Source organism: Phaeobacter gallaeciensis DSM 26640 (assembly GCF_000511385.1).
Lineage (GTDB): Bacteria > Pseudomonadota > Alphaproteobacteria > Rhodobacterales > Rhodobacteraceae > Phaeobacter > Phaeobacter gallaeciensis.
The window spans coordinates 2,489,983-2,515,344 of the sequence record NC_023137.1 but is presented as its reverse complement, the minus strand read 5'-3'; the positions used below and the strand labels follow the sequence as shown (position 1 = coordinate 2,515,344).

Here is a 25,362-nt window from a genome sequence, read left to right as displayed (position 1 = left end):
AGATGCTGCTCAGACCGCTAAAGAATCTGAAAATGATGTCGCTCAACCCGCAGGTTGGCGGCAATCAGAGCCTGCTCAAAGCGCTGATGCGGCGGCAGGCAATCCGGCGGGATACGCAGGCGTTTGCCGCTGTCTGTGAAAACCGTGGCACGATGGGAGAAATCCCAGCGCCTGTCGAGCCGGATGTGGCTGATCCGATCCAGGGGGATATCTGTGCTGCCGGAGGCGGCGTTGCGCCAGCTGAGGCCCTTATTGTCCAGCGCCAGCATCGCAGTAGGGTTGCGCCATAGCTCCCACAGACCGGGGAGCAGAGGCAGCGCTAGAACCACGGCGATCCAGACGGCTGCGGAGACATAAAGGGATATGATCAGGATACCGGCCGCCCATAGGGTAAGCGCAATGACAAGGTGCGGTGTGCGGGCAGCCCGGCTGTAGCGATAGACCGCTGGGGAGGCCTCGCCGTCAGGCATCTGTCACGCCTATGGCGACATGGTGGTCGTAGAAATCAGGCCGACAGCAGAGCGACTCAATTTCGGGCGCTATCGAGGTGAACGGGCAGTCAGGCCGCCCGCTCTTTCTGCGTGTGGCTGGCGTCATCCCTGCAGGATCCGGCTAACCATCTCATGGGTGTCGCGGCTGAGATCCTCTGTGGCGAGAATGCGCTCCAGCTCAACCTGGATCAATGCCTGTCTGGCACTGTCGTAGCGTTTCCAGGTCTGGAAGGCTGCGCACATCCGCGCGGTGGTCTGCGGATTGAGGCTGTCCAATGCGATCAGATTTTCGGCCAGTAACTGATAGCCCGCGCCGCTGGTATGGTGGAAGCCCGCGTGATTGCCTGCGAGCGCGCTCATGACGGCGCGGAAGCGGTTGGGGTTCTTCATGTCAAAGAGCGCATGATCGGTGAGTTTCGAGGCCACAGCGGCGGCGGTCTCCGGGGCGGCGCAGGCAACCTGCAAGGCAAACCATTTGTCCATGACCAGACGGTCGCCCTGCCATTGATCGAAGAAGGCCTGGCTTTGGCTCTCGCCATTCTCCGCCTTCATCAGCGCGGCGAGGGCGGCATATTGCTGGGTCATATTGTCAGCGGTCTGATACTGGCGTGCCGCCTGTTCGCCGCCATCAAGCCGGGTCAGCAGGGACAGAATCCGACCGTTCAACGCCCGCAGGCCGGCACCATGGGCATCGGGCTGATAGGGGCCATCTACAGTGGTAGCTGCATATAGCCGCGGCAGGCTGGTCTCCAATTGTTGGGCCAGCGTTTGGGCGAAGGTCTCCGCCGCGTCGTAGATTTTCTGTGGATCGGGGGTGACATCCCGGTCGTGCAGGGTCTGGGCAATCTCGGACTGGCTGGGGGGAGACAGCACCAGCGCGCGGAAGGCCGGATCAAGCGTGTCATCGCGCACCAGTGTCTCCAACGCATCCAGATAGGCGGCATCGGGCGCGGCGCCCTCGATCACCATCGTGACGCGGGTTTCGGTGGCCAGAGCGTTGCCTGCTTCCCAGCGGTTGAAGGGATCAGTGTCATGAGCCAGCAGGAAAGCGCGTTCTGCGTTGGAGGTCTCACGCTTCAGGATCACCGGGGCGGAAAATTCGCGCAGGATCGAGGGCACGGGTTTCGCAGCGAGGCCATCAAAGGTGAAGCTCTGCTTGGCTTCGGTCAGCTCCAGCACCTCCGTTGCCCGCACCTCATCGCCGTTGGGGGAAAGGAGCCCCACCGCGAGTGGGATGACACGGGGCGCCTTGTCGGGCTGGCCGGGGGTGGGCGGCGTCGATTGCTCAAAGGTGAGGGTATAGGTGCCGTCCGCGTATTCCTCGGAGACCTGAACCCGCGGGGTGCCTGCCTGACTGTACCACAGTTTGAACTGGCTGAGGTCGCGCCCGGTGGCATCCTCGAACACCTTCAACCAGTCCTCAATGGTACAGGCCTGACCATCATGCCGGTCAAAATAGAGATCCAGCGCCGCGGCGTAATTATCATCGCCCACAACGCGCTTCAGCATGCCGATCACCTCGGCCCCTTTTTCATAGACGGTGGCGGTGTAGAAGTTGTTGATCTCTTGGAACTGTTCCGGGCGCGGCGGATGGGCGAGGGGGCCATTATCCTCTGGGAACTGGCGTGCGCGGAGCGCAATCACATCCTCAATCCGCTTTACCGGCTCTGACCGCATGTCGGCGGTGAACTGGGCATCGCGGAAGACAGTCAGGCCTTCCTTCAGGCACAGCTGGAACCAGTCGCGGCAGGTGATGCGGTTGCCGGTCCAGTTGTGGAAATATTCATGGGCGATGATCGCCTCGATCCGTTCGAAATTGGCATCCGTGGAGGTCTCGGGCGAGGCCAGAACGCAGGAAGAGTTGAAAATGTTCAGCCCCTTATTCTCCATCGCGCCCATGTTGAAGTCATCCACCGCGACGATGTTGAAAATATCCAGATCATATTCGCGGCCGTAGACATCCTCGTCCCATTTCATCGACTTCTTCAGGGCTTCCATGCCAAAGGCGCATTTGCCCTCATCGCCCGGGCGGACCCAGATGTTGAGTTCGACATCCTTGCCGGACCGGGTGGTGAAGCGGTCGGGATGGTTCACCAGATCACCGGCCACGAGCGCAAAGAGGTAGGCTGGTTTCGGCCAAGGATCGTGCCATTCCGCCCAGCCTTCTCCCGCGCCGGTGGGATTACCATTGGACAGGAGAACCGTCTCATTGCCTTCGATGCGAACCGAGAAGGTTGACATCACATCGGGGCGGTCCGGGTAATAGGTGATCTTGCGGAAGCCTTCCGCCTCACATTGGGTGCAATACATGCCGCTGGACATATAAAGCCCCTCCAGCGCGGTATTGGCGGCCGGGTCAATCTCAACCTCCGCTTCCCAGGTGAAGGGGGTGTCCGGTGTCTCGCAGCTCAGACCGCCTTCAACCAGATCCGGTGTCACTGGTGCGCCGTCGATTTTGGCAGAGATCAGTTTCAGAGCTTCACCGTGCAGGAAAAGCCGGGGATCGGCAGCGTTTTTCTTTGGGGAAAAGCGGATCTTACTCAGCACGCGGGTCGAATTCGGCGCCAGTTTAAACGTCAGCTCTACCGCCTCCACCTCAAACCCGAAAGGTTTGTAATCCTTCAGATAAAATGTCTCCGGTGCGGTGGTTGGCGCGGCATCTTTCATGGTTTCTTCCTGTTCCGTGGAACCCAGGCGGGTCGGTCAGCGTATCTATTACAAGCCTGTGTACCAGCGGCTGCGGCCCCGCGCCAGCAACCGCGCAAACTTGTAGATAAAGGAGCGACCCATGTCGGCACCTGACACCAATGTTGAACGCGAAGAGAAGCTACACAAACCGGCCCTGCTGGGTATCCGGGGCGTCGTAGTGGCGGTTCTGCTAATGTTCGCCGTTTTCCTATTTTGGGTGTTCAACAAGGGTGGCAAGCAGGACGTCGTTGACGCACCGCAGACGGCTGCGGAGGTGCAGGCCACAATCGCGGACAACTGACCCGATCCCCCAAATATTTGAAATTCCTCCCCGACTGGACCCGGCAGCGCTCTGCCGGTTTTTTTTGTTTGCGGGGGTGTCGGAGCCGGGCGTAGGCGATGAACTATATCTGTAGGGAATATTTGAAGCAGCTTCGCGATAATTGGTAAACTAATATTACCACCAGCGTTGCCGATAGGAAACTTTTGATGTATCCGGGTCGGTAACACGCGCATTTATTAGGAGGATCACCCCATGAGCGAGATGCAGGAACGTCATGATATGCAGGTGGCCGACACGCTGGTGTCCTTTGTCGAGGACAAAGCGCTGCCCGGTACTGGGGTGACAGCGGATGCGTTCTGGGCCGGTCTGTCCGGGCTGGTCAACGGGATGGGCGATGAGAACCGCGCCCTTCTGGCCAAACGCGCGGATCTTCAGGGGCAGATTGATGCCTGGCACATCGAACGCAAAGGGCAGGCCCATGATGCCACCGCCTATGAGGCGTTTCTGCGCGATATCGGCTATCTGCTGCCTGAGGGCGATGATTTCGAGATCGAGACGCAGAATGTCGACGATGAGATCGCCAATGTGCCGGGGCCGCAGCTGGTGGTGCCGATCACCAATGCGCGCTTTGCTCTGAATGCGGCCAACGCCCGTTGGGGAAGCCTCTATGATGCGCTCTATGGCACTGATGCCATGGGCGATCTTCCTGAGGGTAAAGGCTATGATGCCGGGCGCGGCGCGCGGGTGATCGCCTGGGGTCGCGGGTTCCTTGATCAGACCTTCCCGCTGGCTGAGGGGTCGTGGAGCGACTGTACCGGTCTGGCTGTGGAAGGCGGCGCGCTGGTGCCAACGCTCAAGGATGCCGGGCAGTTTGCAGGTTATGAGGGCGACGCGGCCACGCCAAGAAAGATCCTATTGAGGAACAATGGCCTGCACGCGGTGATCGTGGTGGACGCCAACGGGAATATCGGCACGGGCGATCAGGCTGGGATCAACGATATTGTCCTCGAGTCGGCGCTCTCCACCATTATGGACTGCGAGGATTCCGTGGCCTGCGTTGATGGCGAGGAAAAGGTCACCGCCTATTCGAATTGGCTGGGCCTGATGAAGCGTGATCTTGCGGAGGAGGTGAGCAAAGGCGGCAAGACCTTTACCCGCGTGCTGAATGACGATCTGGCATTCACCGCACCGGATGGCTCGGATCTGGTGCTGAAAGGGCGCTCGCTGCTGCTGGTGCGTAATGTCGGCCATCTGATGACCAACCCGGCGGTGCGTGACAACGAGGGGCGCGAGGCAGGTGAGGGCTTCATCGACGCGATGGTCACTGTTCTCTGTGCGATGCATGACATTCAATCTGAGGGCGGCAACTCGCTGCATGGATCCGTCTACGTGGTGAAGCCAAAGATGCACGGGCCTGAGGAAGTGGCCTTTACAGACCGGATTTTCGCCCATGTTGAAGACGCGCTGGGCCTGCCGCGCCACACCGTCAAAATCGGCATCATGGATGAGGAGCGTCGCACCTCGGTGAACCTCAAATCCTGTATCCGGGCCGCAAAAAATCGGGTTGCCTTCATCAATACCGGCTTCCTTGATCGCACCGGTGACGAGATCCACACCTCGATGGAAGCGGGCGCGATGATGCGCAAGGGCGAGATGAAAGCGACGCCCTGGATTGCGTCCTACGAGGATCGCAATGTCGATATTGGTCTGGCCTGTGGTCTGAAAGGACGCGCACAGATCGGCAAGGGCATGTGGGCGATGCCGGACCGTATGGGCGAGATGCTGGAAGCGAAGATCGGCCATCCGAAGTCCGGTGCGACCTGCGCTTGGGTGCCGTCGCCGACCGCCGCGACACTGCATGCCACGCATTACCACCGCGTAAACGTTCATCAGGTGCAGGATCAGCTGAAAGCGGGCGGCGCGCGAGGCACGTTGGATGATCTGCTGACCATCCCGGTGATGCAGGGTGAAAACCTGTCGGAGGCCGACATCGCGCAGGAGATCGAGAACAACGCGCAGGGCATTCTGGGCTATGTGGTGCGCTGGGTCGATCAGGGCGTAGGCTGTTCCAAAGTGCCAGACATCCACAATGTGGGCCTGATGGAAGATCGTGCGACCTGCCGGATTTCCAGCCAGGCGCTGGCCAACTGGCTGCATCACGGCATTGTGGATGAGGCGCAGGTCATGGCCGCGATGCAGAAAATGGCCGCAGTCGTGGACGGACAGAATGCGAGCGACCCGAGCTATACGCCGATGGCACCCGGCTTTGATGGTATTGCCTTTCAGGCGGCCTGCGATCTGGTGTTTCGTGGGCGGATTCAGCCCTCCGGCTATACCGAGCCGGTGCTGCATGCGCGTCGCCTTGAGCTGAAGGCGCAAGGCTAAGAGAACAGATAGGGTCGGGCGCTGTGTCCGGCCTCTTTTTTTGAATAAAGCGAAGCATATCAAGGACACTGAAATGACCCTTACATTGGATCAGGCCCGCAGCATCATTGAACATACCCGAGCGAAGGGCCGCGAGATGACGCTCAAGCCTTTGTCTGTCGTTGTTCTGGACGCGGGTGGCCATGTGCTGGCGTTTGAACGTGAAGATGGTGCTGCTCCGGGGCGTTTTGCCATTGCGCATGGGAAGGCGTATGGCGCGGTGATGCTGGGCATGGCGGGCACAGCCCAGATGGCGCGGGCTGAGCAACAGGCCTATTTCATGGCGGCGGTGAATGGTGTCTACGGCGGGCAGGTCGTGCCGGTTCCGGGCGGCGTTTTGCTGCGCAGTGAGGCGGGGGCTGTGATCGGTGCCGTGGGCGTGACTGGGGATACCTCCGACAATGACGCGGAGGCCGCGATGGCCGGTATTCGGGCCACCGGGTTGACCGGCGAGGCGTAATCGGCCGCCCGCCACCAAGCGGGGGCGGGCGGGGAAACAGGCCGAAGACGACATGAAAGATGTGAAAGCTGCGGCGCATATGCCGCTTTTTACGGGCTGACGGCGGGTCGCGCCCCTTAGGGGAATTGCCACTCGCCTTAGCGTGGCTGTAGGATTGTCCCGATCCGGTTGTGATGCCCGTTAGGGCGCGCGACCGATGCCCAAACCGCTGAGGACAGAATGACACGCCCCAAAGTCGGCATTATTGGCAATTCCTATCTGATCAACGATGAATACCCGGCCCATGCCGGTGGGACCATGAACTCCGAGGCGGTGGCCGAGGTGGCGGGCTGCATGCCGCTGCTGATCCCCTCCGATCCCCGGTTCCTCTCGGTTGAGGAGCTGCTGGAGAGTTTCGACGGCTTCCTGCTGACCGGCGGGCGACCGAACGTGCATCCAAATGAATATGGCGAAGCGGAAACCGATGCGCATGGCGCTTTTGACCGGGCGCGTGATGCCATCGCCCTGCCGCTGGTGCGGGCCTGTGTGGAGCGGGGGCAGCCCTTCCTTGGCATCTGCCGGGGGTTTCAGGAGGTGAATGTGGCCATGGGCGGCACGCTGTACCCGGAGATCCGTGACCTGCCGGGGCGCATGAACCACCGGATGCCGCCCGATGGTACGCTGGAGGAGAAATTCGCCATGCGCCATATCGTGGAGCTGAGCGAGGGTGGTGTGTTCCACCGATTGTTCGGGGCGCCGGAGGTGATGACCAATTCGCTGCATGGGCAGGGCATCAAGGCTGCGGGCAGCCGGATCGTGATTGATGGTACCGCCCCTGACGGCACGCCTGAGGCGATCTATGTGAAAGATGCGCCAGGTTTCACCCTTGCGGTGCAGTGGCACCCGGAGTGGGACGCGGCCAATGATCCGGTGTCACGTCCCTTGTTCACAGCCTTCGGGGATGCGGTGCGGGAATGGGCGGAGGGGACGGCTGCGCGGGGCCATCGTCAAAGCGCCTGAAGACGCTGTATCGGCTTAATTTCATATCAATAGGCACCGCCGTGACGGTGCCTATTGTCGTTTAAGAAAAGCCTTCTCAGACCAGCAGATCAAACTCATGCATCAAGGGCAATTGACGGGCGCGTTTGCCGGTCAGGTCAAACAGCGCATTGGCCAATGCTGGCGCGGCAGGCGGTGTGCCGGGTTCCCCCGCACCGCCCATACGCGGCTGGTTTTCCAGCAGCTGCACCTGAACCTCTGGCATGGTGTGCATGCGCAGCGCGTCATAGTCGGGGAAGTTCTCCTGCTCGACCGCGCCGCCATCAATGGTGATCTCGCCAAAACAGGCGGCTGACAGGCCGTAGACCATGCCGCCGAACATCTGCGCACGGGTGTTCTGCGGGTCGATGACACGGCCCAGATCGGCGGCAATCCAGGCCTTTGTCATGCGGATCTGACCATCCTGATCTGCCACTTCAATCACTTGAGCGACCGGCGTGCCAAAGCTGTAGACCATGGCCACTCCGCGCCCGATGCCGTCAGGCGTTTTGCCAGTCCAGCCCGACATGTCACGCACTGCCTCCAGCACTTTGGCGGCGGGGTCCCATTCGGCGCGGGCCAGTTCCAGCCGGAAGTCCAGCGGATCACGGCCCGCCGCATGGGCCATCTCATCAATGATACTGTCGGAGAAGAATCCGTTGAAGGACGCCCCGACCGAGCGCCAGAACCCCACCGGAAGCATCGGTTTGCTCAGATAACCCTCAACCCGGAAGTTGGGGATCGCGAATGGCTGATTGAAGGCGGCGTCCACATGCCCCTTGTCGGGACCGCTCATTGGTAGGCCAAGCATTCGGCCTGCGCCTTCAACCGTGGTGGATTGGGCCGCGATTTTGCCGTGGACCATCACCGCTTTGCCATCCTTGACGGCGGCGCGGTAGCGCGCGATGGCACCGGGACGATAGGCATCGTGGGACATGTCTTCTTCGCGGCTCCAGGTCAGTTGCACGGGCGTGCCCTGCATCTGAAGCGCGATCTGCACTGCGCGGTCGGTATAGTCGGTTTCGATCCGTCGTCCGAAGCCGCCCCCCAGATAGGTGGTGTTGACCTCAACCGCCTCGGTCTCAAGCCCTGCGAGGGCTGCAGCTTTTTTCTGCACGATGGTCGGGCCCTGGTTCGGCGCCCAGATCTGCAAGGCGTCACCGGAGTAGAGCGCGGTGGCATTCATCGGCTCCATCGTGGCATGGGCAAGGTAAGGCAGCCGGTATTCAGCCTCGATCACGGTGGCGCCATCGGGCAGGGCGTCAACGTCACCATCATCGCGCATTGTGGAGTTCGGTGCATCGTTGAAACTGCGGGCGATCTCCTCAAACAGGGCATCGGTGGTTTCCGGGTAGGAGGCCACTTCCCATGTCACATCAATGGCGTCTACAGCCTGTTGGGCCAGCCAGGTATTGCTGGCCACAACTGCGACGGCATCGCCGAGGTCCAGAACCTTTTCGACACCGGGCATCCCCTCGGCTGCACTGGCGTCAAAGGCGGATTTGCCAACCCCGAAATGGGGGCTTTGACGGATGGCGGCGAATTTCATGCCCGGCAGACGGACATCGACGCCGAACTCGGCGGTGCCGGTGGATTTGGCCAGGATGTCGATGCGGGGAACCTCCTTGCCGATCAGCCGCCAGCTGGAGGCCGGGCGGAGATCTGCCTCCACCGGCTCAATCGTGGCGGCGGCAGCTGCCAGCGCGCCATAGGGCAGGCGGGTGCCGTCGGGGGCAGTCACATGGCCGTCTTGCGTGCCGAGTTGGTCGCGGCTGAACCCCAGTTCATCCGCAGCTGCCTGCTTCAGGGTCTCGCGGGCGCTGGCCCCGGCATGGCGCATCCGTTCAAACCCGTCGCGCATGGAGGAGGAACCGCCGGTGACCTGCAGATCAAGAAACTTCGACATATGGCCGACGATTTCACCCAGAGAGTGCTGGAACTCCGAGGCGTCATAGCCGCGACCGGGCAAGGCTTCGGACATCATGGCGCTGTTGTAATAGGCCTTGGCGGCGGGCCCGTGCAGGACCGTGACCTTGGCCGGATCCACATCCAGCTCCTCGGCGATCAGGCTGGCCCAAGTGGATTTCACCCCCTGTCCCATCTCGGCCCGTGGTGCGATCAGCGTGACGCCGGATTGATCCACAAAGACAAAGGGGTTGAGCACCGCACGCCCGGCTTTTTCTTCGAGCGGGTTGGGGGCGGGCTGATGGTATTTATAGGTGCCAAAGGCCACCCCGCCGACGATGGCGGCAGAGCCGATGAGAAAGCTGCGGCGGGCGATTTTCTTGAGGCTGGCCATGGATCAGGCCTCCTTCATCATTTTGGCGGCGTCATGGATGGCGGCGCGGATACGGGGGTAGGTGCCGCAGCGGCAGAGATTTCCCTGCATTGCGTCATCGATATCTGCGTCGCTGGGGGAGGGGTTTTCAGCGAGGAGGCTGGCGGCCTGCATGATCTGGCCCGACTGACAGTATCCGCATTGCGCGACCTGATGGGCGACCCAGGCTTTTTGCACGGCGGCCATTGTGTCGGGTGTTCCGATCCCTTCGATTGTGGTGACCTCGCCCCAGACGTCGGAGAGCGCCACCTGGCAGGAGCGCACGGCCTCGCCATCGATATGAACGGTGCAGGCCCCACAGGCCGCAACACCGCAACCGAATTTGGTGCCGGTCAGGCCCACTTCATCGCGCAACACCCAGAGAAGCGGCACGTCGTCAGGCAGATCCACCTGATGGGAGGTTCCATTGATGCGAAGTGTGGTCGACATGGCTGGCTCTTTCTTGGCTGACTGACGTACTGACATAAATATATTATTTTGTCATAGTGTCAATTGACATAATAGAGGCAAACTGTCAGAAGCGGTTATATGATCAGTTCTGCCAGCGATCCGAAACAACGCGCCATTCTTGAAGCGGCCTGGGGGGGATTTGCGACCTACGGGTATCGCAAGACCTCAATGGATGACATTGCCAAGCGGGCAGGTATGTCACGGCCTGCGCTCTACCTGCATTTCAGAAACAAGGATGCGATTCTGAAGGCGTTGATTGACGTGCATTATGCTGAGGTCACCAGACAGGTGCAGGAGGCGCTATCGGCGGATGGTGAACTTCGCGCGCGGTTGCTGGCGGCGTTTGAGGCGCAGGGTGGTGCGGCCATCGAGGCGATGTTGAACACCCCCCATGGCATGGAGGTGCTGGAAGCCAGTATGAGCAGCGCCGGAGATCATATTGAGGCAGGCGAAGCCGCCTTGCGTGACATCTATGCAGCGTGGCTGGATGAGATGGCGCGCGATGGTGCGATACGGCTGAGTGGTCCGGCGCAGGAGGTGGCCCGGGTCTTTGGCAGCGCCATGAAAGGGGTCAAACATACCTCGACGGATTATGATGCCTATAGGGCCGGGGTGGGCCAGCTGGCACAGCTGTTTGCGGCGGGACTTTCCCCGCGCTGAGACAGACCCAGCACAGGCCTGCCTCAGCGCGTCGCATGTCAGAGCGTAGTGCGCAGGTGCCAGAGCTCGGGGAACAGCTCCACCTCGAGCATCCGTTTCAGGTAGCTCACGCCACCGGTGCCGCCTGTGCCGCGTTTAAAGCCGATGACGCGTTCTACCGTGGTTACGTGATTGAACCGCCAGCGGCGGAAGTAATCTTCAAAATCCACCAGTTTTTCGGCCAGCTCATAGAGATCCCAATGGGCCTCAGTGTTGCGATAGACTTCGCTCCAGGCGGCCTCAACCGCCGGATGGGGGGTATAGGCCTCTGACAGGTCGCGGTTCAGCACCTCATCCGGCAGGTCAAAGCGCTGGCCAAGGGTTCGTAGCGCCACATCGTAGAGCGAGGGCTGGCTGAGCTCGTCCTCCAGAAGGGCCAGAACGTCGGGCCGGTGAGCATGGGGGCGCAGCATCGCCTTGTTCCGATTGCCGAGCATGAATTCGATCTGGCGGTATTGGTGCGACTGAAAGCCGGAGCTTTGCCCCAGCTCATCACGAAAGGCGGTGTAATCGGAGGGCGTCATGGTGCGCAGCACGTCCCAGGCGGAATTGAGCTGCTCAAAGATACGGGCAACGCGGGCAAGCATCTTGAAAGCCTCATGCGGTTTATCCGCCAGCAGCCGCGCGCGGGCGGCGGTCAGCTCATGGATGGCGAGGCGCATCCATAGTTCCGAGGTCTGATGCTGGATGATGAACAGCATCTCGTCATGGGTGTTGGTCCAGGTCTTCTGCGCGGTCAGCAACGTGTCGAGCGACAGGTAGTCGCCATAGGACATACGTCCATCAAACGACATCTGCGCGCCTTCTTTGGCGGGGTCATAGGGGGTAGACATGGAAAGGCTCCTTGGTGTTCCGGAAGTGTATCAGATTGCGGAAACAGGAGCCTTTCTCGAATTGAGCGTGCCACATTGGGCCAGCCGCCGCCACAGGGCGACCCAGCCGGCCGGACGGCACAGTGGCACGTGATATGCGGGCAGAGCCCCCATCAGGTGACAGCGTTGCGGGTTTTGTATTCCGGGCGGTCCCAGAGGGCGTTGGTCATCACGTCCTCGATGATATCAACCGCAGCGCGCACGTCTCCCTCGTCGATGTAGAGCGGGGTAAAGCCGAAGCGCATGATATCAGGCGCGCGGAAGTCCCCGACCACGCCACGGGCAATCAGCGCCTGCATGGCGGCGTAGCCTTCGTGGAAGCGGAATGAGACCTGACTGCCACGGCCCTGCCCATCGCGGGGGGAGGCAAGGGTGAGGTCGGGGCAGCGGGCTTCGACTTCGGCGATGAACAGATCGCAAAGTTCGATTGATTTGGCGCGCACATCGGCCATATCGGCCATGTCCCAGATATCCATCGACGCCTCAAGTGCGGCGAGTTGCAGGACAGGCGGGGTGCCGACCCGCATGCGTTCAATCCCGGTGCCGGGTTCGTAGTTCAGGTCAAATTCAAACGGCGCGGCGTGCCCCAGCCAGCCGGACAGGGCGGGGCGGGCGGTATCTGCGTGGCGGGGGGCAACATAGATGAAGGCGGGACCGCCGGGGCCACTGTTGAGGTATTTATAGGTGCAGCCAACGGCAAAATCCGCCTTGCAACCTGCCAGATCCACCGGCAGCGCACCTGCGGAATGGGCCAGATCCCAAACCGTCACGACCCCTGCGGCATGGGCCTGTTCTGTCAGCGCCTTCATGTCGTGTTTGCGCCCGGTGCGATAGTCCACTTCGGTCAGCATCAACACGGCAATGTCGTCGGTGATATGGGCGCTGACCTCTTCCGGCGCGACGACGCGCAGGGCATAGTCTGGGCCAAGCGATTTCACCAGCCCCTCAACCATATAGAGGTCGGAAGGGAAGTTGCCGCTGTCGGACAGGATCACCTTGCGGGTTGGGTTCAGCTCCAACGCCGAAGCTACGGCTTGATAGACCTTGATCGACAGGGTGTCTCCCATCACGACATGGCCGGGTTCGGCGCCGATCAGACGAGCAATCCGGTCGCCGATGGCGGTGGGTTTCTGCATCCACCCGGCCTTGTTCCAGCCGGTGATCAGCATCTCGCCCCATTCGTCCTCAATCGTGCCGCGCACCCGTTCGGCAGTGGCGCGGGGCATCGGCCCGAGAGAGTTGCCATCGAGGTAGATCATCCCTTCGGGCAGGGAGAACATGGCCTTGGTTGCGGCAAAATCAGTCATCTGAACCTCGTGATAATGGATGATCTGCGACCTTTTGCAGATTGCTTTAGGCTTAAAGCTTCTGGAGTGCTACCGCATCCCACCACGGCTGTCCAGAGTTTAGGATCCAGGATCCCTGTTGGGATTGTGATCCAGTTGCGGTTCAGGAATGCCGAGCTCTGTGCGCTTGCGTTTTGACAATCCAGCGGTCACCAGGCTGTAGGAAAGGGTAATCTGATCTTTCAGTTCGGCATCAGTCAGGCCGGGATCCCTGAAATGCTGGAGCCATTTCATCCCGCGTGACGCCAGATAGGGAGCGGGGCGGACCCCTGAGCGTTCTTGCAGAACCTCAAAAGCGATATCGCCGGTCTTGAAGGTAAAGGCGTCCTTGCCATCGGCCCAGCCGCAGATGGCAAAAACCTTGCCACCTGCCTTCCACACGTCGGCATTGCCCCATTGGACCACATGGGAGGTGGCGGGAAACCCAGCGCAGAAGTTGTTGAATTCCTCCCGGTTCATCAGGTTTGCCCACCTGCGATTTCTACGGTCTGCCCGTTGATCGACTGCGAGCCGGGACCGCAGAGCCACAGCAGCGCTGCGGCCACCTCATCGGGCAGAATCAGGCGTTTGTGGCGATTGGCGGAAACCATGATCTTCAGCGCGTCTTCCTCACTGACGCCTGCGCGCTGGGAGATGGACGTCACGTTGCGGTCGATGATCGGGGTATCGACATAGCCGGGGCAGAGCGCGTTGAACGTGTAAGGCGTGCCCAGATAATCCTCGCTCAGCGATCGGGTCAGGCCGATAAGCCCATGTTTGCTGGCTGAATAGCAGGGCGCGCCTTGCAGGCCACGCAGGCCCGCAATGGAGGAGACGGTGACAACGCGGCCCCAATCGGTCTGGCGCATGGATCTCATGGATTCGCGGATGGTCAGGAAGGCGCCGTCCAGATTGGTCGCCATCATATTGCGCCAGAACTCCATCGACATCTTGTGCAGGGCCTTGCCCTCGGCGATGCCAGCGTTCGGCACACAGATCTGGATTGGCCCACGAGCAGCCGTAGCGGCGTCAATTTTAGCGATGACATCGGCTTCGTCTCGCACATCCATGGCCAAAGGGTGCAGCCTGTCGGTTGCGACCTCCTCCAGAACCTCTTGGCGACGGCCGGTGATGGTGACCTCTGCACCTTCTGCGGCAAGCGCCTGTGCCATCGCAAGGCCGATGCCGGTACCGCCGCCGGTGATCAATGCGTGTTTTCCCTTGAGTGTCATGGCCTTGCTCCGCTGTTGGGTGTTGATGTTTTTGGCCGGGCTGTCACCCGGTTATTCAAGGAGCCTAACCAGCGCACGATGGCAGACAAGATCTCCGTCCCGTCACTTTGCCGGGCATTTCAGGGGCAGGGAAATTTTGCCGTTTGGGATCACGTCGGAGAGGTTGTTTACATAAATATTCCAATGTGTGAATGTCACACGGAAGGTGGCGATAGGTCATCGTGCAGATGGAGGATGATATGAGAACTTTTGCCCTTGGCCTGTTGGTCGCGCTGATATCGCCCGCAGCTGCGCTGGCAAGCGAGGATATCGCCGATCAATATCCCCAGTCCGAGCTTTATGCCAAACCTGTTGAGGTGATCCCGCAGGTGTTTTCCGCCATCGGTGCCACTGCGCCGCCGACCTATGAAAACGCAGGTCACAACAACAACCTGAGTTTTGTAGTGACCGATGCCGGGGTGGTGGTGATCAACGCGGGGGCCTCGGATGCGCTGGCGGCCGCGCTGCATGCGGAGATCAAGACAGTCACCGATCAGCCGGTGGTGCTGGTGATCAATGAAAACGGTCAGGGCCATGCGATGCTGGGCAATGGCTATTGGCGCGATCGGGGCGTGGATGTTCTGGCCCATGTGGACGCCACGGCAGAGGTGACGGAAAACGGCCATTTCATCCTGCAGGGCATGCAGAGCTACAATAAGGACCGCGCAGGCGAAACACGGGTGGAGGCTGCCAACCTCAGTTTTGAAGAGCGCTATGATCTGTCGCTGGGGGGCGTCGATTTCCAGATCCTGCATTTGGGCCCGGCCCATGATCCCGGTGATACTCAGGTCTGGATTCCGCAGTGGGGCATGTTGATTGCCGGAGATATCGCCTTCCATGAGCGGATGTTGCCGATTTTTGAACATACCTGCACCAGCTGCTGGATCGAGACCTGGCAGGAAAAGTTGGAACCACTGGATCCAACCTATGTGATCCCCGGTCATGGCCATCCGACCAATTTCGATCAAGTGCGGCGCTACACGCTGGATTACCTCGTGGATCTGCGCAGCAAGATTGGCGCCCATATCGAAGAGGGCGGCGATCTGGCTTCGGCTTACTACGTGGATCAGGCGCGCTGGAAGGGGCTGGACACGTTCGAGGAGCTGGCGACGAAAAATGCAGGTCGGGTCTATGAGGAGATGGAGTGGGAATAACGCTTCTTTTGCGGCCTTCCTGTGCGGCTGGCACGTGATTGTGATCCTTGAGGGGGGATGAGGGGCGGACCAAGATGCTGGCATGCCAAAGTATACGTGGTCATTCGCAACATTTTATGCAGGATCATGCCGCAAACGGAACGGATTCGCCGTTTCACGACCATTTTGGGCAATCTGTCCTTATCCTTTGGAACACCGCTCCGAAGGGTGGACCTTCTGTCCGCTTGAGGGAAAACTGCCGCTGATGCGCATCAAGACTGACAAAGATCACCCGGAGTGGCGTCTGCAATGAAATGGATCGACGTGCCTCCTGTGTGGTTGCTGGGCTTTGCTGTGCTGGCCTGGTGTCAGGCACGGTTTCTGCCATTGGGGCTGGAGTTGTCGCATGGCGGAGTTGGGGCCGTGATCGGGCTTTACAGCGGGCTGTTGATTGGCGCCGGTGTCGTTCTGATGCTGCTGGCCGTTGTGGAGATGCGGCGCCAGAACACGACGCTTCACCCCCATGGGGATCCGAGCCAGTTGGTGCAATCCGGTATATTCAAACGCAGCCGCAATCCAATCTACCTGGGCGATTGCCTGCTTCTGCTGGGGCTGATCCTGCGGTTCGACGCGGTGCTGTCGCTGGCGCTGCTGCCAATTTTTGTCTGGGTGCTGGAGTGGCGGTTCATTCTGCCGGAAGAAAATCGGTTGCGCAGGCAGTTCCGCGCGGACTGGGCGCGGTATGAACAGAAGACACGGCGGTGGTTGTGATGGATTTGCGGCACCGCGGCAATCAGTTGCGGCGACGCAGCGAAACTGTTGCGCAAAAATGTTGCGCAATGTAGTCAAAATATTTGCGATACGTGCTCAGTAAATCTGGGGCGGCGACAAAGAGGGGGACCGATAAGGTGAAAATAGGCACGCCAAAAGAAGTGTTTGAGGGCGAGGCGCGGGTTGCGATGACCCCGGACTCTGCGGTTCAGCTGCAAAAGCTGGGCTATACCTGTGCGATTGAGACCGGCGCAGGGGCAGCGGCGGGATTTGCAGATGCCACATATGAGGCCGTTGGCGTCGAGATCGTCAAAACACCGGCCGCGCTATGGAAGGCCAGCGATATTGTCGCCAAGGTGCGCCAGCCAACCGAGACGGAACTGAAGCGGATGACGGCGGGCAAGACGCTGATTTCCTTCTTTAACCCGGGTGGCAATGAGGCCGGTATGGAGCTCGCGCGCTCCAAGGGTGCCAATGTGATCGCGATGGAAATGGTGCCGCGGATTTCCCGCGCTCAGAAGATGGACGCGCTGTCCTCCATGGCCAATATTGCGGGCTACCGCGCGGTGATCGAGGCGGGCAACAACTTTGGCCGGTTCTTTACCGGGCAGATTACGGCGGCGGGCAAGGTGCCCCCGGCCAAGGTTCTGGTTGTTGGGGCTGGCGTTGCCGGTCTGGCCGCCATCGGGGCCTCCACCAGCCTTGGCGCGATCACCTATGCCTTTGACGTGCGTCCTGAAGTGGCCGAGCAGGTCGAAAGCATGGGCGCAGAGTTCGTTTATCTCGATTTTGAGGAAAGCCAGCAAGACGGTGCGGCAACCGGTGGCTACGCAGCTGTCTCCAGCCCCGAGTTCCGCGAAGCCCAACTGGCCAAGTTCCGCGAATTGGCCCCTGATGTTGATATCGTCATCACCACCGCGCTGATCCCCAACCGCGAAGCCCCCAAGCTGTGGCTTGCGGATATGGTCGCGGCAATGAAGCCTGGGTCTGTCATCATCGACCTTGCGGCTGAAAAAGGCGGCAATGTCGAAGGCACGGTGATGGACGAGAAGGTCGTGACCGAAAACGGCGTGACCATCATCGGCTATACAGATTTCCCCAGCCGCATGGCGGCGCAGGCTTCGACGCTTTATGCAACGAACATTCGCCACATGATGACTGACCTGACGCCCGAAAAGGACGGTCAGATCAATCACGACATGGAAGACGACGTGATCCGTGGCGCGACCGTGACCTTCGAGAAAGAAATCACCTTCCCGCCGCCACCGCCCAAGGTGCAGGCCATCGCGGCCCAGCCGAAGAAAGAGGTGAAGGAGCTGACGCCCGAAGAAAAGCGGGAGCAGGAAATCGAAGCCTTCAAACAGCAGACCAAACAGCAGGTGACTTTGCTGGGGGTCGGCGGTGCGCTGGTGCTCCTGGTCGGGCTGTTTGCGCCTGCCAGCTTCATGCAGCATTTCATCGTTTTCGCGCTGGCCTGTTTCGTGGGCTTCCAGGTGATCTGGGGCGTTGCCCACTCACTGCATACGCCGCTGATGGCTGTCACCAACGCGATTTCCTCGATCATCATTCTCGGGGCGTTGATGCAGATCGGGTCCGGGTCGTTCCTGGTGATCTTCCTTGCGGCGCTGTCAGTGTTCATGGCCGGGATCAATATCTTCGGCGGTTTCCTCGTCACCCGGCGCATGCTTGCCATGTTCCAGAAATCTTAAGGAGGCCGGGATTATGGACTTTGGCTTTACAACTGCCGCCTATGTGGTTGCGGCTGTTCTTTTCATCCTGTCGCTGGGCGGCCTGAGCGGGCAGGAAAGCGCAAAACGCGCGGTCTGGTATGGCATTGCGGGTATGGCGCTGGCGGTACTGGCAACCCTGATTGGCCCGGGTGCTGGTCTGTGGCTGTTGTCGATCGTCTTGATCGCCGCAGGCGGCCTCATCGGCTACTATGTCGCCAAACGCGTGCAGATGACCGAAATGCCCCAGTTGGTGGCGGCGATGCACTCGCTGGTGGGTCTTGCAGCGGTTTTTGTGGGCTTCATCGCCCATATTGAGCTGGGTCGCGTTCTGGCGATGGATGACACCGTCAAGAAGGCGCTTGAAGGTTTTGGCGCGCTACTGGCCAAGAAAGACGGTGTTGAGATCGCAATCCTGCGGGGCGAGCTGTTTCTTGGTGTCTTCATCGGGGCTGTGACCTTTACCGGGTCGGTGATTGCCTATGGCAAGCTGGCGGGTAAAGTGTCCTCGGCGGCGACCAAACTGCCGGGCGGCCATATGTTGAACGCCGGTGCGGCCGGGCTCTCGCTGATCTGCCTGATCTGGTATTTCAATACCGGCGGTTTCTTCCCGCTGTTCCTGATGACACTGGCGGCACTGTTTATTGGCTACCATCTGATCATGGGCATTGGCGGCGCCGACATGCCGGTGGTTGTCTCGATGCTGAACAGCTACTCGGGCTGGGCCGCGGCGGCGATTGGCTTCTCGCTTGGCAACGATCTGTTGATCGTGGTCGGCGCGCTGGTTGGCTCCTCCGGTGCGATCCTGTCGTACATCATGTGTAAGGCGATGAACCGCAGCTTTATCTCGGTGATCCTTGGTGGCTTTGGTGGCACTGCAGGTCCGGCGATGGAAATCGACGGCGAACAGATCGCAATCGAAGCCGACGGCGTGGCAACCGCTCTGGATGAGGCTGACTCTGTAGTGATCATCCCAGGTTACGGCATGGCGGTTGCGCAGGCGCAGCAGAATGTGGCGGAACTGACCCGTCGTCTGCGGGCCAAGGGCAAAAACGTCCGCTTCGCCATCCACCCGGTTGCAGGGCGTCTGCCGGGGCACATGAACGTGCTCTTGGCGGAGGCGAAGGTGCCGTATGATATCGTGCTGGAGATGGACGAGATCAACGAGGACTTCCCGGAAACGGATGTGGCGATCGTCATCGGTTCCAATGACATCGTGAACCCGGCGGCACAGGAAGACCCCAATTCGCCGATCGCTGGTATGCCCGTGCTGGAATGCTGGAAGGCAAAGCAGGTCTTTGTCTCCAAACGCGGTCAGGGCACCGGCTATTCCGGGATCGAGAACCCGCTGTTCTTTAAGGAAAACACGCGGATGTTCTATGGCGATGCGAAGGCCAGCCTCGACAAGCTGCTGACCATGATCAGCTAAGTGTTCGCCTGATGCTGCAAACACCGAAAGAGCGCTCCAGACGGGGCGCTCTTTTTTATTGGCCAATACGGACTGGGGGCTGTGCTATTATAGGGCAGCCGAGGAGGATGATATGGAAAAGGCCCAAGGTATAGGTGGCGTGTTTTTCCGCGCCAAAGACCCCGCAGCGCTCAGCCGATGGTACAATGATCATCTGGGAATTGATCCCGTTGGGGGCACACCCTGGATGCAGGGAGGCGGCTATACTGTCTTTGCTCCGTTTGCTGAGGACACCGATTATTTCGGGGACACAAGCAAACAGTGGATGATCAATTTCCGGGTAACGGATCTGGCGGCGATGATTGCGCAACTGACCGCCGCAGACATTGCTGTTGAGACGCGGCCGGAGTGGGACGGTGAGATTGGCTATTTCGCGCGGTTGCATGACCCGGAAGGCAATCCGATAGAACTATGGCAACCGATTGGGCGGGCTGCAGATACCGCTTGAGCTGGAGTGTACTCCAACCGCTAGGATGTTCCGACTCACCCATGGTGGGTGGGCAGCAAGAGAGACGTGCATGAAGATTTCAGAAGTGGCCATGGCCACCGGCCTGACAGTGGATACCCTGCGGTTTTACGAGAAGATCGGATTGATCGATCCGCCTGCGCGCGATGCGGCTGGGCGGAGGGTCTATGACCGTGAGATCCTCGGCTGGATCCGTTTCTTGAGTCAGTTGAACGCCACCGGCATGAAGCAGGCGGACCGCGTCCGCTATGCCAGATTGCGCGCAAAGGGGAGTGAAACACTGGCGGAACGGCGCGAAATGCTGGAGGCCCACCGCGAGGTGATCCGCCGCCAGCTGGAGCAGCTTCATGACACGCTTGCCCTGATGGATCGCAAGGTCGCGATCTACCATGAGTTGGAAAAGGAAAGCACAGATGTCTGATGCATTGACCAAAGGTCGCAAGCTGCTGGCAGAGATGAACCCGAATCTTGAAGCAATACTGGCCGAGCGTTACGACGCCCATCTGCCGGGAATGGCGGAGAGCCTGGTCGAATGGGCCTATGGGCGCCACTACGCGCGCGAGGGGCTGGACCTCAAAACCCGCCAGCTGTGTACGATTGCCGCGCTGACGGCGCTGGGCGGTCAGACGGCGCCGCAGTTAAAGGTAAACATCACCCACACCCTGGCGGCAGGTGCAACGGAAGCCGAGATTCTTGAGGTGATCTGGCAGATGGCGGTCTATGGCGGGATGCCTGCGGCCATCAATGGTTTGAATGCGGCGATTGAGGTGTTTGAGGCGGCATAGTGTCGAGGTCTGGTGTCGGATCGGCCGTGATTGTATACGGTTGTATTCATTTAAGGCATTGAAATAACGTAATTCTTTACAGGTTCGACCGTCTCCGATAACCTGTGGTCTGCTGCTCAGGGAGACCACAGATGCCGCCGATCCAAGACCACCCGTTGCGCTACCAGTTGGCGAATGAGTTGCACGCCCGCCCGTTCCCGACCATGAGCAATCCGTCGACGGTGATCTATCTTGCGATCAAGCAGCCGCAGGAGGCCGTGCATCGTGATCGCAGCCTGGACCTTGCGCATCTGGTGGTCTTGCTGGACCGGCACGGGGTACCGCATCCTAAACCGGGCGCGACACATCATTCCGCGCAGCTGGGGCGCCATACCTTGAAATGGGAACAGCATACCGAGTTCGTGTCCTACACGCTGTATTTCGATGGCATCAGCGAGCGGCCCTATGATCCTGCGGATTTCGATGTGTTCCCGTCTGATTGGCTGTCAGAGGCGCCGGGTCAGCGCATCACCTCACTGATGTTGCGGGTCCTGCCGCGCGGCGATGTTGCGGAAGTGCGCCGGGCGCTGACTGATTGGTTTGTGCCTGAAAGCCTCGCTGTGTCGCGGGTGCTAGATGACAGCTGCGTGGTGGCTGGGGATTTCCGTATCGATCCGGCAGGTCACATGCGGTTTGCCGTCTTCCCGAACAAGGAGACAGGCGCCCAGCGGATTGGCCGTGTGGTGCAGCGTCTCTGCGAGATCGAAACATACCGCGCCATGTCGATGCTGGGGTTCTCGCGGGCGCGGGGTCTTAGCCCCACCATCGGGGCGCTTGATACGCATTTGAGTGAGATGATGGTGGAGATGACCGGCGACCGCATGCCTGCCGAACAGACGCTGTCACAGCTGTTGATCGTCTCGGCTGAGTTGGAAGCGATGGCAGCGCAGGCGGCATTCCGTTTTGGGGCCACAGGTGCTTATGATGCGCTGGTCAATCAGCGCATTGCACTGCTGCGGGAGGCACGATTTGAAGGCTATCAGACCTTTGCCGAATTCATGCTGCGCCGCTTTGAACCGGCCATGCGGACCGTAAAATCGACTGAGGCGCGGTTGGCCACGTTGGCGGATCGGGCGCGGCGGGCAGGGGAGCTGTTGCGGACCCGCGTCGATGTAGAACGCTCCGCACAGAACCAGGCCTTGCTGGAAAGCATGGATCGCCGCGCTGATATGGCACTGCGGCTGCAACATACGGTGGAGGGGCTGTCTGTGGTCGCGATCAGCTACTATGCGGTGTCGCTGGCGTCATACGCGCTCTACCCCCTTGCCGCGGTTCTCGGCCTCAGCAAGGGGATGATGACGGCAGCACTTACTCTGCCGGTTGTACTGATGGTGTGGCTCGCTCTGCGCCAGATCCGGAAGCGGCTGCATTGAGCCAGGCATTGGTCAGAAGGCCACCGGATGCAATTGACACCAGCGCCAGCACTGCAGCAAGGCTGAGTGTCGGAATACCGGCAAGGCCTGCGCCAACTGTGCAGCCGCCTGCCAGAACACCGCCAACGCCCATCAGCACTGCGCCGCTGAGGTAGCGGCCGGTCTGGCGCGGGCTCTCAAAACTCTGCCACTGAAAGCTGCCACTCAGCAGGGCGGCGGCCAGCGCGCCAATCAGCACACCACCGACCAGGCCCGTACCAAAGCCAGCCGGTACGGCGCTGGAGGCCAGCGTGTAGAACAGAGTCTCGGCGGAGGGGGACGTGAAGGAGAGGCTCTCCATCGTGATGGGGTCAAATTCGTCGAACAGTACATAACCGGTACCCACCCAGGCCAACGGCACGAGTGCGCCGATCAGTGCCCCACCAAGGAGGGGCAGAGCACGGTTCCCGGATTTTAGGGCGACGGCGACAGCGGCAAGGGCGATCAGCGCAGCCACGACCAGCGGCCCTCCTGCCAAGGCCGCAAGAGAGGTGTAATCGCCCATGGGCACTGTCGCGCTGCCGATCCAGACGCGCAGCGGGGCCAGTACGCCCTTGAGTGTGGCATGAGCGACGATGGCAAAGGTCACGATAACAACCAGCGCGCGCAGATTGCCGCTGCCGGTCAGCACCATCAGCCGGGAGACACAGCCGCGCGTCAGGACCATGCCCGCACCGAACATCAGACCGCCAAGGATCACCGCTGCAATGGGCAGGTCGGCCACCATCAGGCGGTGTTCACCAAAGTTGATCCAGCCAAGCGCCACTGCGGCTTGAGTGCCGAGAACTGCAACCGCGAGCGCCATGGCCCAGACACCGGCGGCTTGACGGCGGTCCTCGCCAACAAGGGCCCGGCGAAAACAAAACCGGGTCAGCTGCGCCAGCCCGCCAAAGAGGACCCCGACACCCAGGGCAAACAGGACCGAAACCGCACGGGCGGTGGTGTCTTCAAAGCCAAGTGTTTCGAACATATGCGGTCTCCATGACTGCGATAGGGGTGCGGCGGGATCCGTCGCTTCTGGAATATTTTCCCGAAATGACGGTTTTTCAGGAGGTCGGCAAGCTTTAGGCCCAGATGAGATTGCGCTGTGAGTGGAAAATTATTCCGTCAGAGGTGATCTGCTTGGACCATGCGTCCCTCCGCGCTTGCAGTGGACAAAAACAAACCGGCCACTCTGAGGAGGTGGCCGGTTGATATGTTTTTATTTGAATGTGTAGGGGTGTTTTGCCCCGTACTGTGTCTTCGCTATCAGCGCCCCCGGATCCGAGGGTCCAGCGCGTCGCGCAGGCCGTCGCCGAGGTAGTTGACGCTCAGCACGGTGAGAGAGATCGCCATACCAGGCCAGAATACCCGCTCAGGATACTGCTGCAGATAATCCGTCGCATCATAAAGCAGCCGTCCCCAAGTCGGGAAATCTGGCGGGAAGCCGAGGCCGAGGAAGGACAAAGCCGACTCGGTGATAATCGCGGTCGCAATGCCCAGCGTGGCCGACACCATGATCGGTGACAGCACATTGGGCAGGATGTGGCGCGAAATCAGCTTGCTGTTGGTGGTCCCGATGGAGCGTGCCGCCAACACGAATTCACGTTCCTTGATTGCGAGGACATCGCCGCGCACGATGCGCGCGGTTGGCATCCAGCTGGTGATCCCGATGGAGGCCACGATCAGGATAAAAATCCCCTGTTCCGGCCCGAAGGCCGCGTTCAGCGGCTCGCGGAACAGCAGCATCATCACCAGAAGGAGCGGCAGCAGAGGCAGCGCCAGGAACAGATCGGTCAGCCGCATCAGCGGCCCATCGAGGCGCTTGAAGAACCCAGCCAATACACCCACCAGCGAGCCGAGGAACAGCGCCAGCAGCATCGCAGTCAAGCCAACGGAAACGGACGTCGCCCCGCCCGCCATCATCCGAGCCAGCATGTCACGGCCCAGCTGATCGGTCCCAAAGGGATGTGCCCAGGTGGGACCCTGATTGCGGGCGCGGATGTCGATGCGGGTGGCATCAATGTCCCAGAAAAACGGTCCAAGATAGACCGTCAACACGATCAGCAGAAACAGCGCGCCGCCAAGCATGGCACCTTTGTGCGATTTGAACTGATCCCACACATCCAACCACTGGCTGCGGGGCGGTTGGTCCAGCTCTTCCATCACACCTGCGGCGGGCAGGGCGGTGGAGGCAGGCGCAATCCCTTCGTCGGGAACCAGACGGTCCTTATCAGTCATAGCGGATCCTCGGGTCTAGAATGCCATAGAGCACGTCTGCGATCAGGTTGAACAATACGATGAGCACAGCAAAGATAAAGGTCAGTGTCTGCACCATCGGCAGGTCATTGGCCTCAATCGCCCCGATCAGCAGCTGGCCAATACCATTTACCTTGAACACCTGTTCCGTGATAATCGCACCGCCGAAAATGGCAGGAATACCAAGCGCAATCACGGTAACCACGGGGATCATTGAATTGCGCAGCACATGGACCATCACGACCACATATTCGCTCAGCCCCTTTGCGCGGGCAGTGCGAACGTAATCCTGATTGAGGTTGTCCAGCATCGAAGCGCGCATGAACCGGCTGAGCTGTGCGGTAATTTGCAGCGCCAGAACCATGACCGGCATGACCATCTGTTGCAGCTGTTTGACGAAGGAGTCCCAACTATTCACTACATGCGTGGTGTCATAGATCGAGGGGAACCAGCCAAGCTGCACCGAGAAGATCACGATCACCAAAACGCCTGAGAAGAACGGCGGCACCGAAAAGCCGACCATCGACACAAAGGTGCCGACCTGGTCGAACCAGCTGTACTGGCGATAAGCTGAATAGATGCCAATGGGCAGGGCGATGGCAATGGCCACCAGATAGGCGGTGCCCACGACCCACAGGGTCTGCGGAATGCGCTGGACAACGATGTCCATCACCGGCGAGCGGGTCTGCCAGGAGATCACGCGCAGGTCACCGGCTGAAAAGCTGGTGCCTAAATAATGGTCGATCAGAACCTGAGGTTCGATCCAGAAGAACTGTACGATCCATTTCCAGAATCGGATATGCGCGGGTTGGCCAAGGCCAAGCGCCTCACGCATCTTTTCTTTGACTTCGGGGGGGACGGTCAGAGGAACCTGAGCCATCGGGTCACCGGGCGCGAGTTCAAGCAGCAGGAAAATTACCAGGCTGATGAACAGAAGCGTCGGAACCGACAGAACAAGGCGTCTGATTGTAAAGGTCAGCATCCAGTAGGCGCCTTTGCAATTGG

General features: G+C 60.2%; 24 protein-coding genes. 13 read left to right on the top strand and 11 right to left on the bottom strand.

Translation table 11 applies throughout. The features are described from left to right. Nucleotides 1–17: 17 nt before the first annotated feature. The gene (locus tag GAL_RS12235; RefSeq protein WP_024097891.1) at nt 18–470 is read right to left on the bottom strand and encodes a hypothetical protein; all 453 of its coding nucleotides are present in this window, start codon (nt 468–470) and stop codon (nt 18–20) included. Between the two features lie 123 nt (nt 471–593). Then, entirely contained in the window at nt 594–3,158 is a 2,565-nt protein-coding gene (gene pepN, locus GAL_RS12230; protein WP_024097890.1) for an aminopeptidase N, read from the bottom strand. 121 nt (nt 3,159–3,279) lie between these two features. Here pepN and GAL_RS12225 point away from each other — a divergent pair, with 121 nt between their 5' ends. The 4 genes from GAL_RS12225 (at nt 3,280) to GAL_RS12210 (ending at nt 7,345) form a co-directional block, all read left to right on the top strand. Next, nucleotides 3,280–3,480, top strand: a complete 201-nt coding sequence (locus tag GAL_RS12225; protein ID WP_024097889.1) for a hypothetical protein — start codon at nt 3,280–3,282, stop codon at nt 3,478–3,480. 234 nt (nt 3,481–3,714) lie between these two features. Beyond that, complete coding sequence (locus tag GAL_RS12220) at nt 3,715–5,847, top strand: malate synthase G (RefSeq protein WP_024097888.1); 2,133 nt, start codon at nt 3,715–3,717, stop codon at nt 5,845–5,847. A 73-nt stretch (nt 5,848–5,920) separates the two neighbouring features. Then, nucleotides 5,921–6,346, top strand: a complete 426-nt coding sequence (locus GAL_RS12215) for a GlcG/HbpS family heme-binding protein (protein ID WP_024097887.1) — start codon at nt 5,921–5,923, stop codon at nt 6,344–6,346. Between the two features lie 219 nt (nt 6,347–6,565). Next, complete coding sequence (locus GAL_RS12210) at nt 6,566–7,345, top strand: gamma-glutamyl-gamma-aminobutyrate hydrolase family protein (RefSeq protein ID WP_024097886.1); 780 nt, start codon at nt 6,566–6,568, stop codon at nt 7,343–7,345. Nucleotides 7,346–7,421: 76 nt separating this feature from the next. Here the strand turns inward: GAL_RS12210 and GAL_RS12205 are convergent, their stop codons facing one another. Together GAL_RS12205 and GAL_RS12200 are read right to left on the bottom strand one after the other, a co-directional pair. Further along, on the bottom strand, nt 7,422–9,662 hold the full coding sequence (locus GAL_RS12205; RefSeq protein WP_024097885.1) for a xanthine dehydrogenase family protein molybdopterin-binding subunit: 2,241 nt from the start codon (nt 9,660–9,662) through the stop codon (nt 7,422–7,424). A gap of 3 nt (nt 9,663–9,665) precedes the next feature. Further along, nucleotides 9,666–10,130 carry a (2Fe-2S)-binding protein gene (locus GAL_RS12200; RefSeq protein WP_024097884.1) on the bottom strand — a complete coding sequence of 155 codons (465 nt, stop codon included), beginning with the start codon at nt 10,128–10,130 and terminating at the stop codon, nt 9,666–9,668. Nucleotides 10,131–10,229: 99 nt separating this feature from the next. Here GAL_RS12200 and GAL_RS12195 point away from each other — a divergent pair, with 99 nt between their 5' ends. Further along, nucleotides 10,230–10,811, top strand: coding sequence for a TetR/AcrR family transcriptional regulator (locus GAL_RS12195; RefSeq protein ID WP_024097883.1), 582 nt, complete (start codon nt 10,230–10,232; stop codon nt 10,809–10,811). Between the two features lie 38 nt (nt 10,812–10,849). Here the strand turns inward: GAL_RS12195 and kynA are convergent, their stop codons facing one another. The 4 genes from kynA to GAL_RS12175 all read right to left on the bottom strand — a co-directional run bounded on the left by kynA (nt 10,850) and on the right by GAL_RS12175 (nt 14,279). Then, nucleotides 10,850–11,683 carry a tryptophan 2,3-dioxygenase gene (gene kynA, locus GAL_RS12190; RefSeq protein WP_024097882.1) on the bottom strand — a complete coding sequence of 278 codons (834 nt, stop codon included), beginning with the start codon at nt 11,681–11,683 and terminating at the stop codon, nt 10,850–10,852. A 152-nt stretch (nt 11,684–11,835) separates the two neighbouring features. Further along, nucleotides 11,836–13,029 (bottom strand): kynureninase, encoded by a 1,194-nt coding sequence (gene kynU / locus GAL_RS12185; RefSeq protein ID WP_024097881.1) that lies wholly within the window; start codon nt 13,027–13,029, stop codon nt 11,836–11,838. 99 nt (nt 13,030–13,128) lie between these two features. Further along, the gene (locus GAL_RS12180; protein ID WP_024097880.1) at nt 13,129–13,527 is read right to left on the bottom strand and encodes an MmcQ/YjbR family DNA-binding protein; all 399 of its coding nucleotides are present in this window, start codon (nt 13,525–13,527) and stop codon (nt 13,129–13,131) included. Beyond that, a complete protein-coding gene (locus GAL_RS12175; protein ID WP_024097879.1) occupies nt 13,527–14,279 on the bottom strand; it encodes an SDR family NAD(P)-dependent oxidoreductase in 753 nt (250 codons plus the stop codon). Before GAL_RS12175 ends, GAL_RS12180 begins: the two co-directional genes overlap by 1 nt. A gap of 239 nt (nt 14,280–14,518) precedes the next feature. Here GAL_RS12175 and GAL_RS12170 point away from each other — a divergent pair, with 239 nt between their 5' ends. The 8 genes from GAL_RS12170 to GAL_RS12135 all read left to right on the top strand — a co-directional run bounded on the left by GAL_RS12170 (nt 14,519) and on the right by GAL_RS12135 (nt 22,080). Next, entirely contained in the window at nt 14,519–15,472 is a 954-nt protein-coding gene (locus GAL_RS12170; protein WP_024097878.1) for an MBL fold metallo-hydrolase, read from the top strand. A 288-nt stretch (nt 15,473–15,760) separates the two neighbouring features. Beyond that, nucleotides 15,761–16,222, top strand: coding sequence for a methyltransferase family protein (locus tag GAL_RS12165; RefSeq protein WP_024097877.1), 462 nt, complete (start codon nt 15,761–15,763; stop codon nt 16,220–16,222). Nucleotides 16,223–16,359: 137 nt separating this feature from the next. After that, a complete protein-coding gene (locus GAL_RS12160) occupies nt 16,360–17,931 on the top strand; it encodes a Re/Si-specific NAD(P)(+) transhydrogenase subunit alpha (RefSeq protein WP_024097876.1) in 1,572 nt (523 codons plus the stop codon). A 13-nt stretch (nt 17,932–17,944) separates the two neighbouring features. Then, a complete protein-coding gene (locus tag GAL_RS12155; RefSeq protein WP_024097875.1) occupies nt 17,945–19,378 on the top strand; it encodes an NAD(P)(+) transhydrogenase (Re/Si-specific) subunit beta in 1,434 nt (477 codons plus the stop codon). A gap of 112 nt (nt 19,379–19,490) precedes the next feature. Further along, nucleotides 19,491–19,865, top strand: a complete 375-nt coding sequence (locus tag GAL_RS12150) for a VOC family protein (protein ID WP_024097874.1) — start codon at nt 19,491–19,493, stop codon at nt 19,863–19,865. A 70-nt stretch (nt 19,866–19,935) separates the two neighbouring features. Further along, nucleotides 19,936–20,304, top strand: a complete 369-nt coding sequence (locus GAL_RS12145) for a MerR family transcriptional regulator (protein ID WP_024097873.1) — start codon at nt 19,936–19,938, stop codon at nt 20,302–20,304. After that, the gene (locus tag GAL_RS12140) at nt 20,297–20,668 is read left to right on the top strand and encodes a carboxymuconolactone decarboxylase family protein (protein WP_024097872.1); all 372 of its coding nucleotides are present in this window, start codon (nt 20,297–20,299) and stop codon (nt 20,666–20,668) included. Before GAL_RS12145 ends, GAL_RS12140 begins: the two co-directional genes overlap by 8 nt. A 131-nt stretch (nt 20,669–20,799) precedes the next feature. After that, nucleotides 20,800–22,080, top strand: coding sequence for a DUF3422 family protein (locus tag GAL_RS12135; protein WP_024097871.1), 1,281 nt, complete (start codon nt 20,800–20,802; stop codon nt 22,078–22,080). On the opposite strand, the gene GAL_RS12130 is transcribed toward GAL_RS12135, so the two are convergent. The 3 genes from GAL_RS12130 to GAL_RS12120 form a co-directional block, all read right to left on the bottom strand. Further along, on the bottom strand, nt 22,016–23,089 hold the full coding sequence (locus GAL_RS12130) for a YeeE/YedE family protein (RefSeq protein WP_024097870.1): 1,074 nt from the start codon (nt 23,087–23,089) through the stop codon (nt 22,016–22,018). The two genes, GAL_RS12135 and GAL_RS12130, sit on opposite strands and share 65 nt — an antisense overlap. A gap of 278 nt (nt 23,090–23,367) precedes the next feature. Next, nucleotides 23,368–24,339, bottom strand: a complete 972-nt coding sequence (locus GAL_RS12125; RefSeq protein WP_024097869.1) for an ABC transporter permease — start codon at nt 24,337–24,339, stop codon at nt 23,368–23,370. Next, nucleotides 24,332–25,339, bottom strand: a complete 1,008-nt coding sequence (locus GAL_RS12120; protein ID WP_024097868.1) for an ABC transporter permease — start codon at nt 25,337–25,339, stop codon at nt 24,332–24,334. The genes GAL_RS12125 and GAL_RS12120 overlap by 8 nt, the downstream gene beginning before the upstream one ends. Nucleotides 25,340–25,362: the final 23 nt, after the last annotated feature.

What these genes read in the sequence shown, in the direction of transcription:
- GAL_RS12140 (WP_024097872.1), top strand. Translation starts at nt 20,297, where the DNA reads ATGTCTGATGCATTGACCAAAGGTCGCAAGCTGCTGGCAGAGATGAAC.
- GAL_RS12210 (WP_024097886.1), top strand. Translation starts at nt 6,566, where the DNA reads ATGACACGCCCCAAAGTCGGCATTATTGGCAATTCCTATCTGATCAAC.
- GAL_RS12195 (WP_024097883.1), top strand. Translation starts at nt 10,230, where the DNA reads ATGATCAGTTCTGCCAGCGATCCGAAACAACGCGCCATTCTTGAAGCG.
- pepN (WP_024097890.1), bottom strand. Translation starts at nt 3,158, where the DNA reads ATGAAAGATGCCGCGCCAACCACCGCACCGGAGACATTTTATCTGAAG.
- GAL_RS12125 (WP_024097869.1), bottom strand. Translation starts at nt 24,339, where the DNA reads ATGACTGATAAGGACCGTCTGGTTCCCGACGAAGGGATTGCGCCTGCC.
- GAL_RS12145 (WP_024097873.1), top strand. Translation starts at nt 19,936, where the DNA reads ATGAAGATTTCAGAAGTGGCCATGGCCACCGGCCTGACAGTGGATACC.
- GAL_RS12130 (WP_024097870.1), bottom strand. Translation starts at nt 23,089, where the DNA reads ATGTTCGAAACACTTGGCTTTGAAGACACCACCGCCCGTGCGGTTTCG.
- GAL_RS12150 (WP_024097874.1), top strand. Translation starts at nt 19,491, where the DNA reads ATGGAAAAGGCCCAAGGTATAGGTGGCGTGTTTTTCCGCGCCAAAGAC.
- GAL_RS12180 (WP_024097880.1), bottom strand. Translation starts at nt 13,527, where the DNA reads ATGAACCGGGAGGAATTCAACAACTTCTGCGCTGGGTTTCCCGCCACC.
- GAL_RS12215 (WP_024097887.1), top strand. Translation starts at nt 5,921, where the DNA reads ATGACCCTTACATTGGATCAGGCCCGCAGCATCATTGAACATACCCGA.
- kynA (WP_024097882.1), bottom strand. Translation starts at nt 11,683, where the DNA reads ATGTCTACCCCCTATGACCCCGCCAAAGAAGGCGCGCAGATGTCGTTT.
- GAL_RS12170 (WP_024097878.1), top strand. Translation starts at nt 14,519, where the DNA reads ATGAGAACTTTTGCCCTTGGCCTGTTGGTCGCGCTGATATCGCCCGCA.
- GAL_RS12200 (WP_024097884.1), bottom strand. Translation starts at nt 10,130, where the DNA reads ATGTCGACCACACTTCGCATCAATGGAACCTCCCATCAGGTGGATCTG.
- GAL_RS12225 (WP_024097889.1), top strand. Translation starts at nt 3,280, where the DNA reads ATGTCGGCACCTGACACCAATGTTGAACGCGAAGAGAAGCTACACAAA.
- kynU (WP_024097881.1), bottom strand. Translation starts at nt 13,029, where the DNA reads ATGACTGATTTTGCCGCAACCAAGGCCATGTTCTCCCTGCCCGAAGGG.
- GAL_RS12165 (WP_024097877.1), top strand. Translation starts at nt 15,761, where the DNA reads ATGAAATGGATCGACGTGCCTCCTGTGTGGTTGCTGGGCTTTGCTGTG.
- GAL_RS12120 (WP_024097868.1), bottom strand. Translation starts at nt 25,339, where the DNA reads ATGCTGACCTTTACAATCAGACGCCTTGTTCTGTCGGTTCCGACGCTT.
- GAL_RS12235 (WP_024097891.1), bottom strand. Translation starts at nt 470, where the DNA reads ATGCCTGACGGCGAGGCCTCCCCAGCGGTCTATCGCTACAGCCGGGCT.
- GAL_RS12175 (WP_024097879.1), bottom strand. Translation starts at nt 14,279, where the DNA reads ATGACACTCAAGGGAAAACACGCATTGATCACCGGCGGCGGTACCGGC.
- GAL_RS12220 (WP_024097888.1), top strand. Translation starts at nt 3,715, where the DNA reads ATGAGCGAGATGCAGGAACGTCATGATATGCAGGTGGCCGACACGCTG.
- GAL_RS12135 (WP_024097871.1), top strand. Translation starts at nt 20,800, where the DNA reads ATGCCGCCGATCCAAGACCACCCGTTGCGCTACCAGTTGGCGAATGAG.
- GAL_RS12205 (WP_024097885.1), bottom strand. Translation starts at nt 9,662, where the DNA reads ATGGCCAGCCTCAAGAAAATCGCCCGCCGCAGCTTTCTCATCGGCTCT.
- GAL_RS12155 (WP_024097875.1), top strand. Translation starts at nt 17,945, where the DNA reads ATGGACTTTGGCTTTACAACTGCCGCCTATGTGGTTGCGGCTGTTCTT.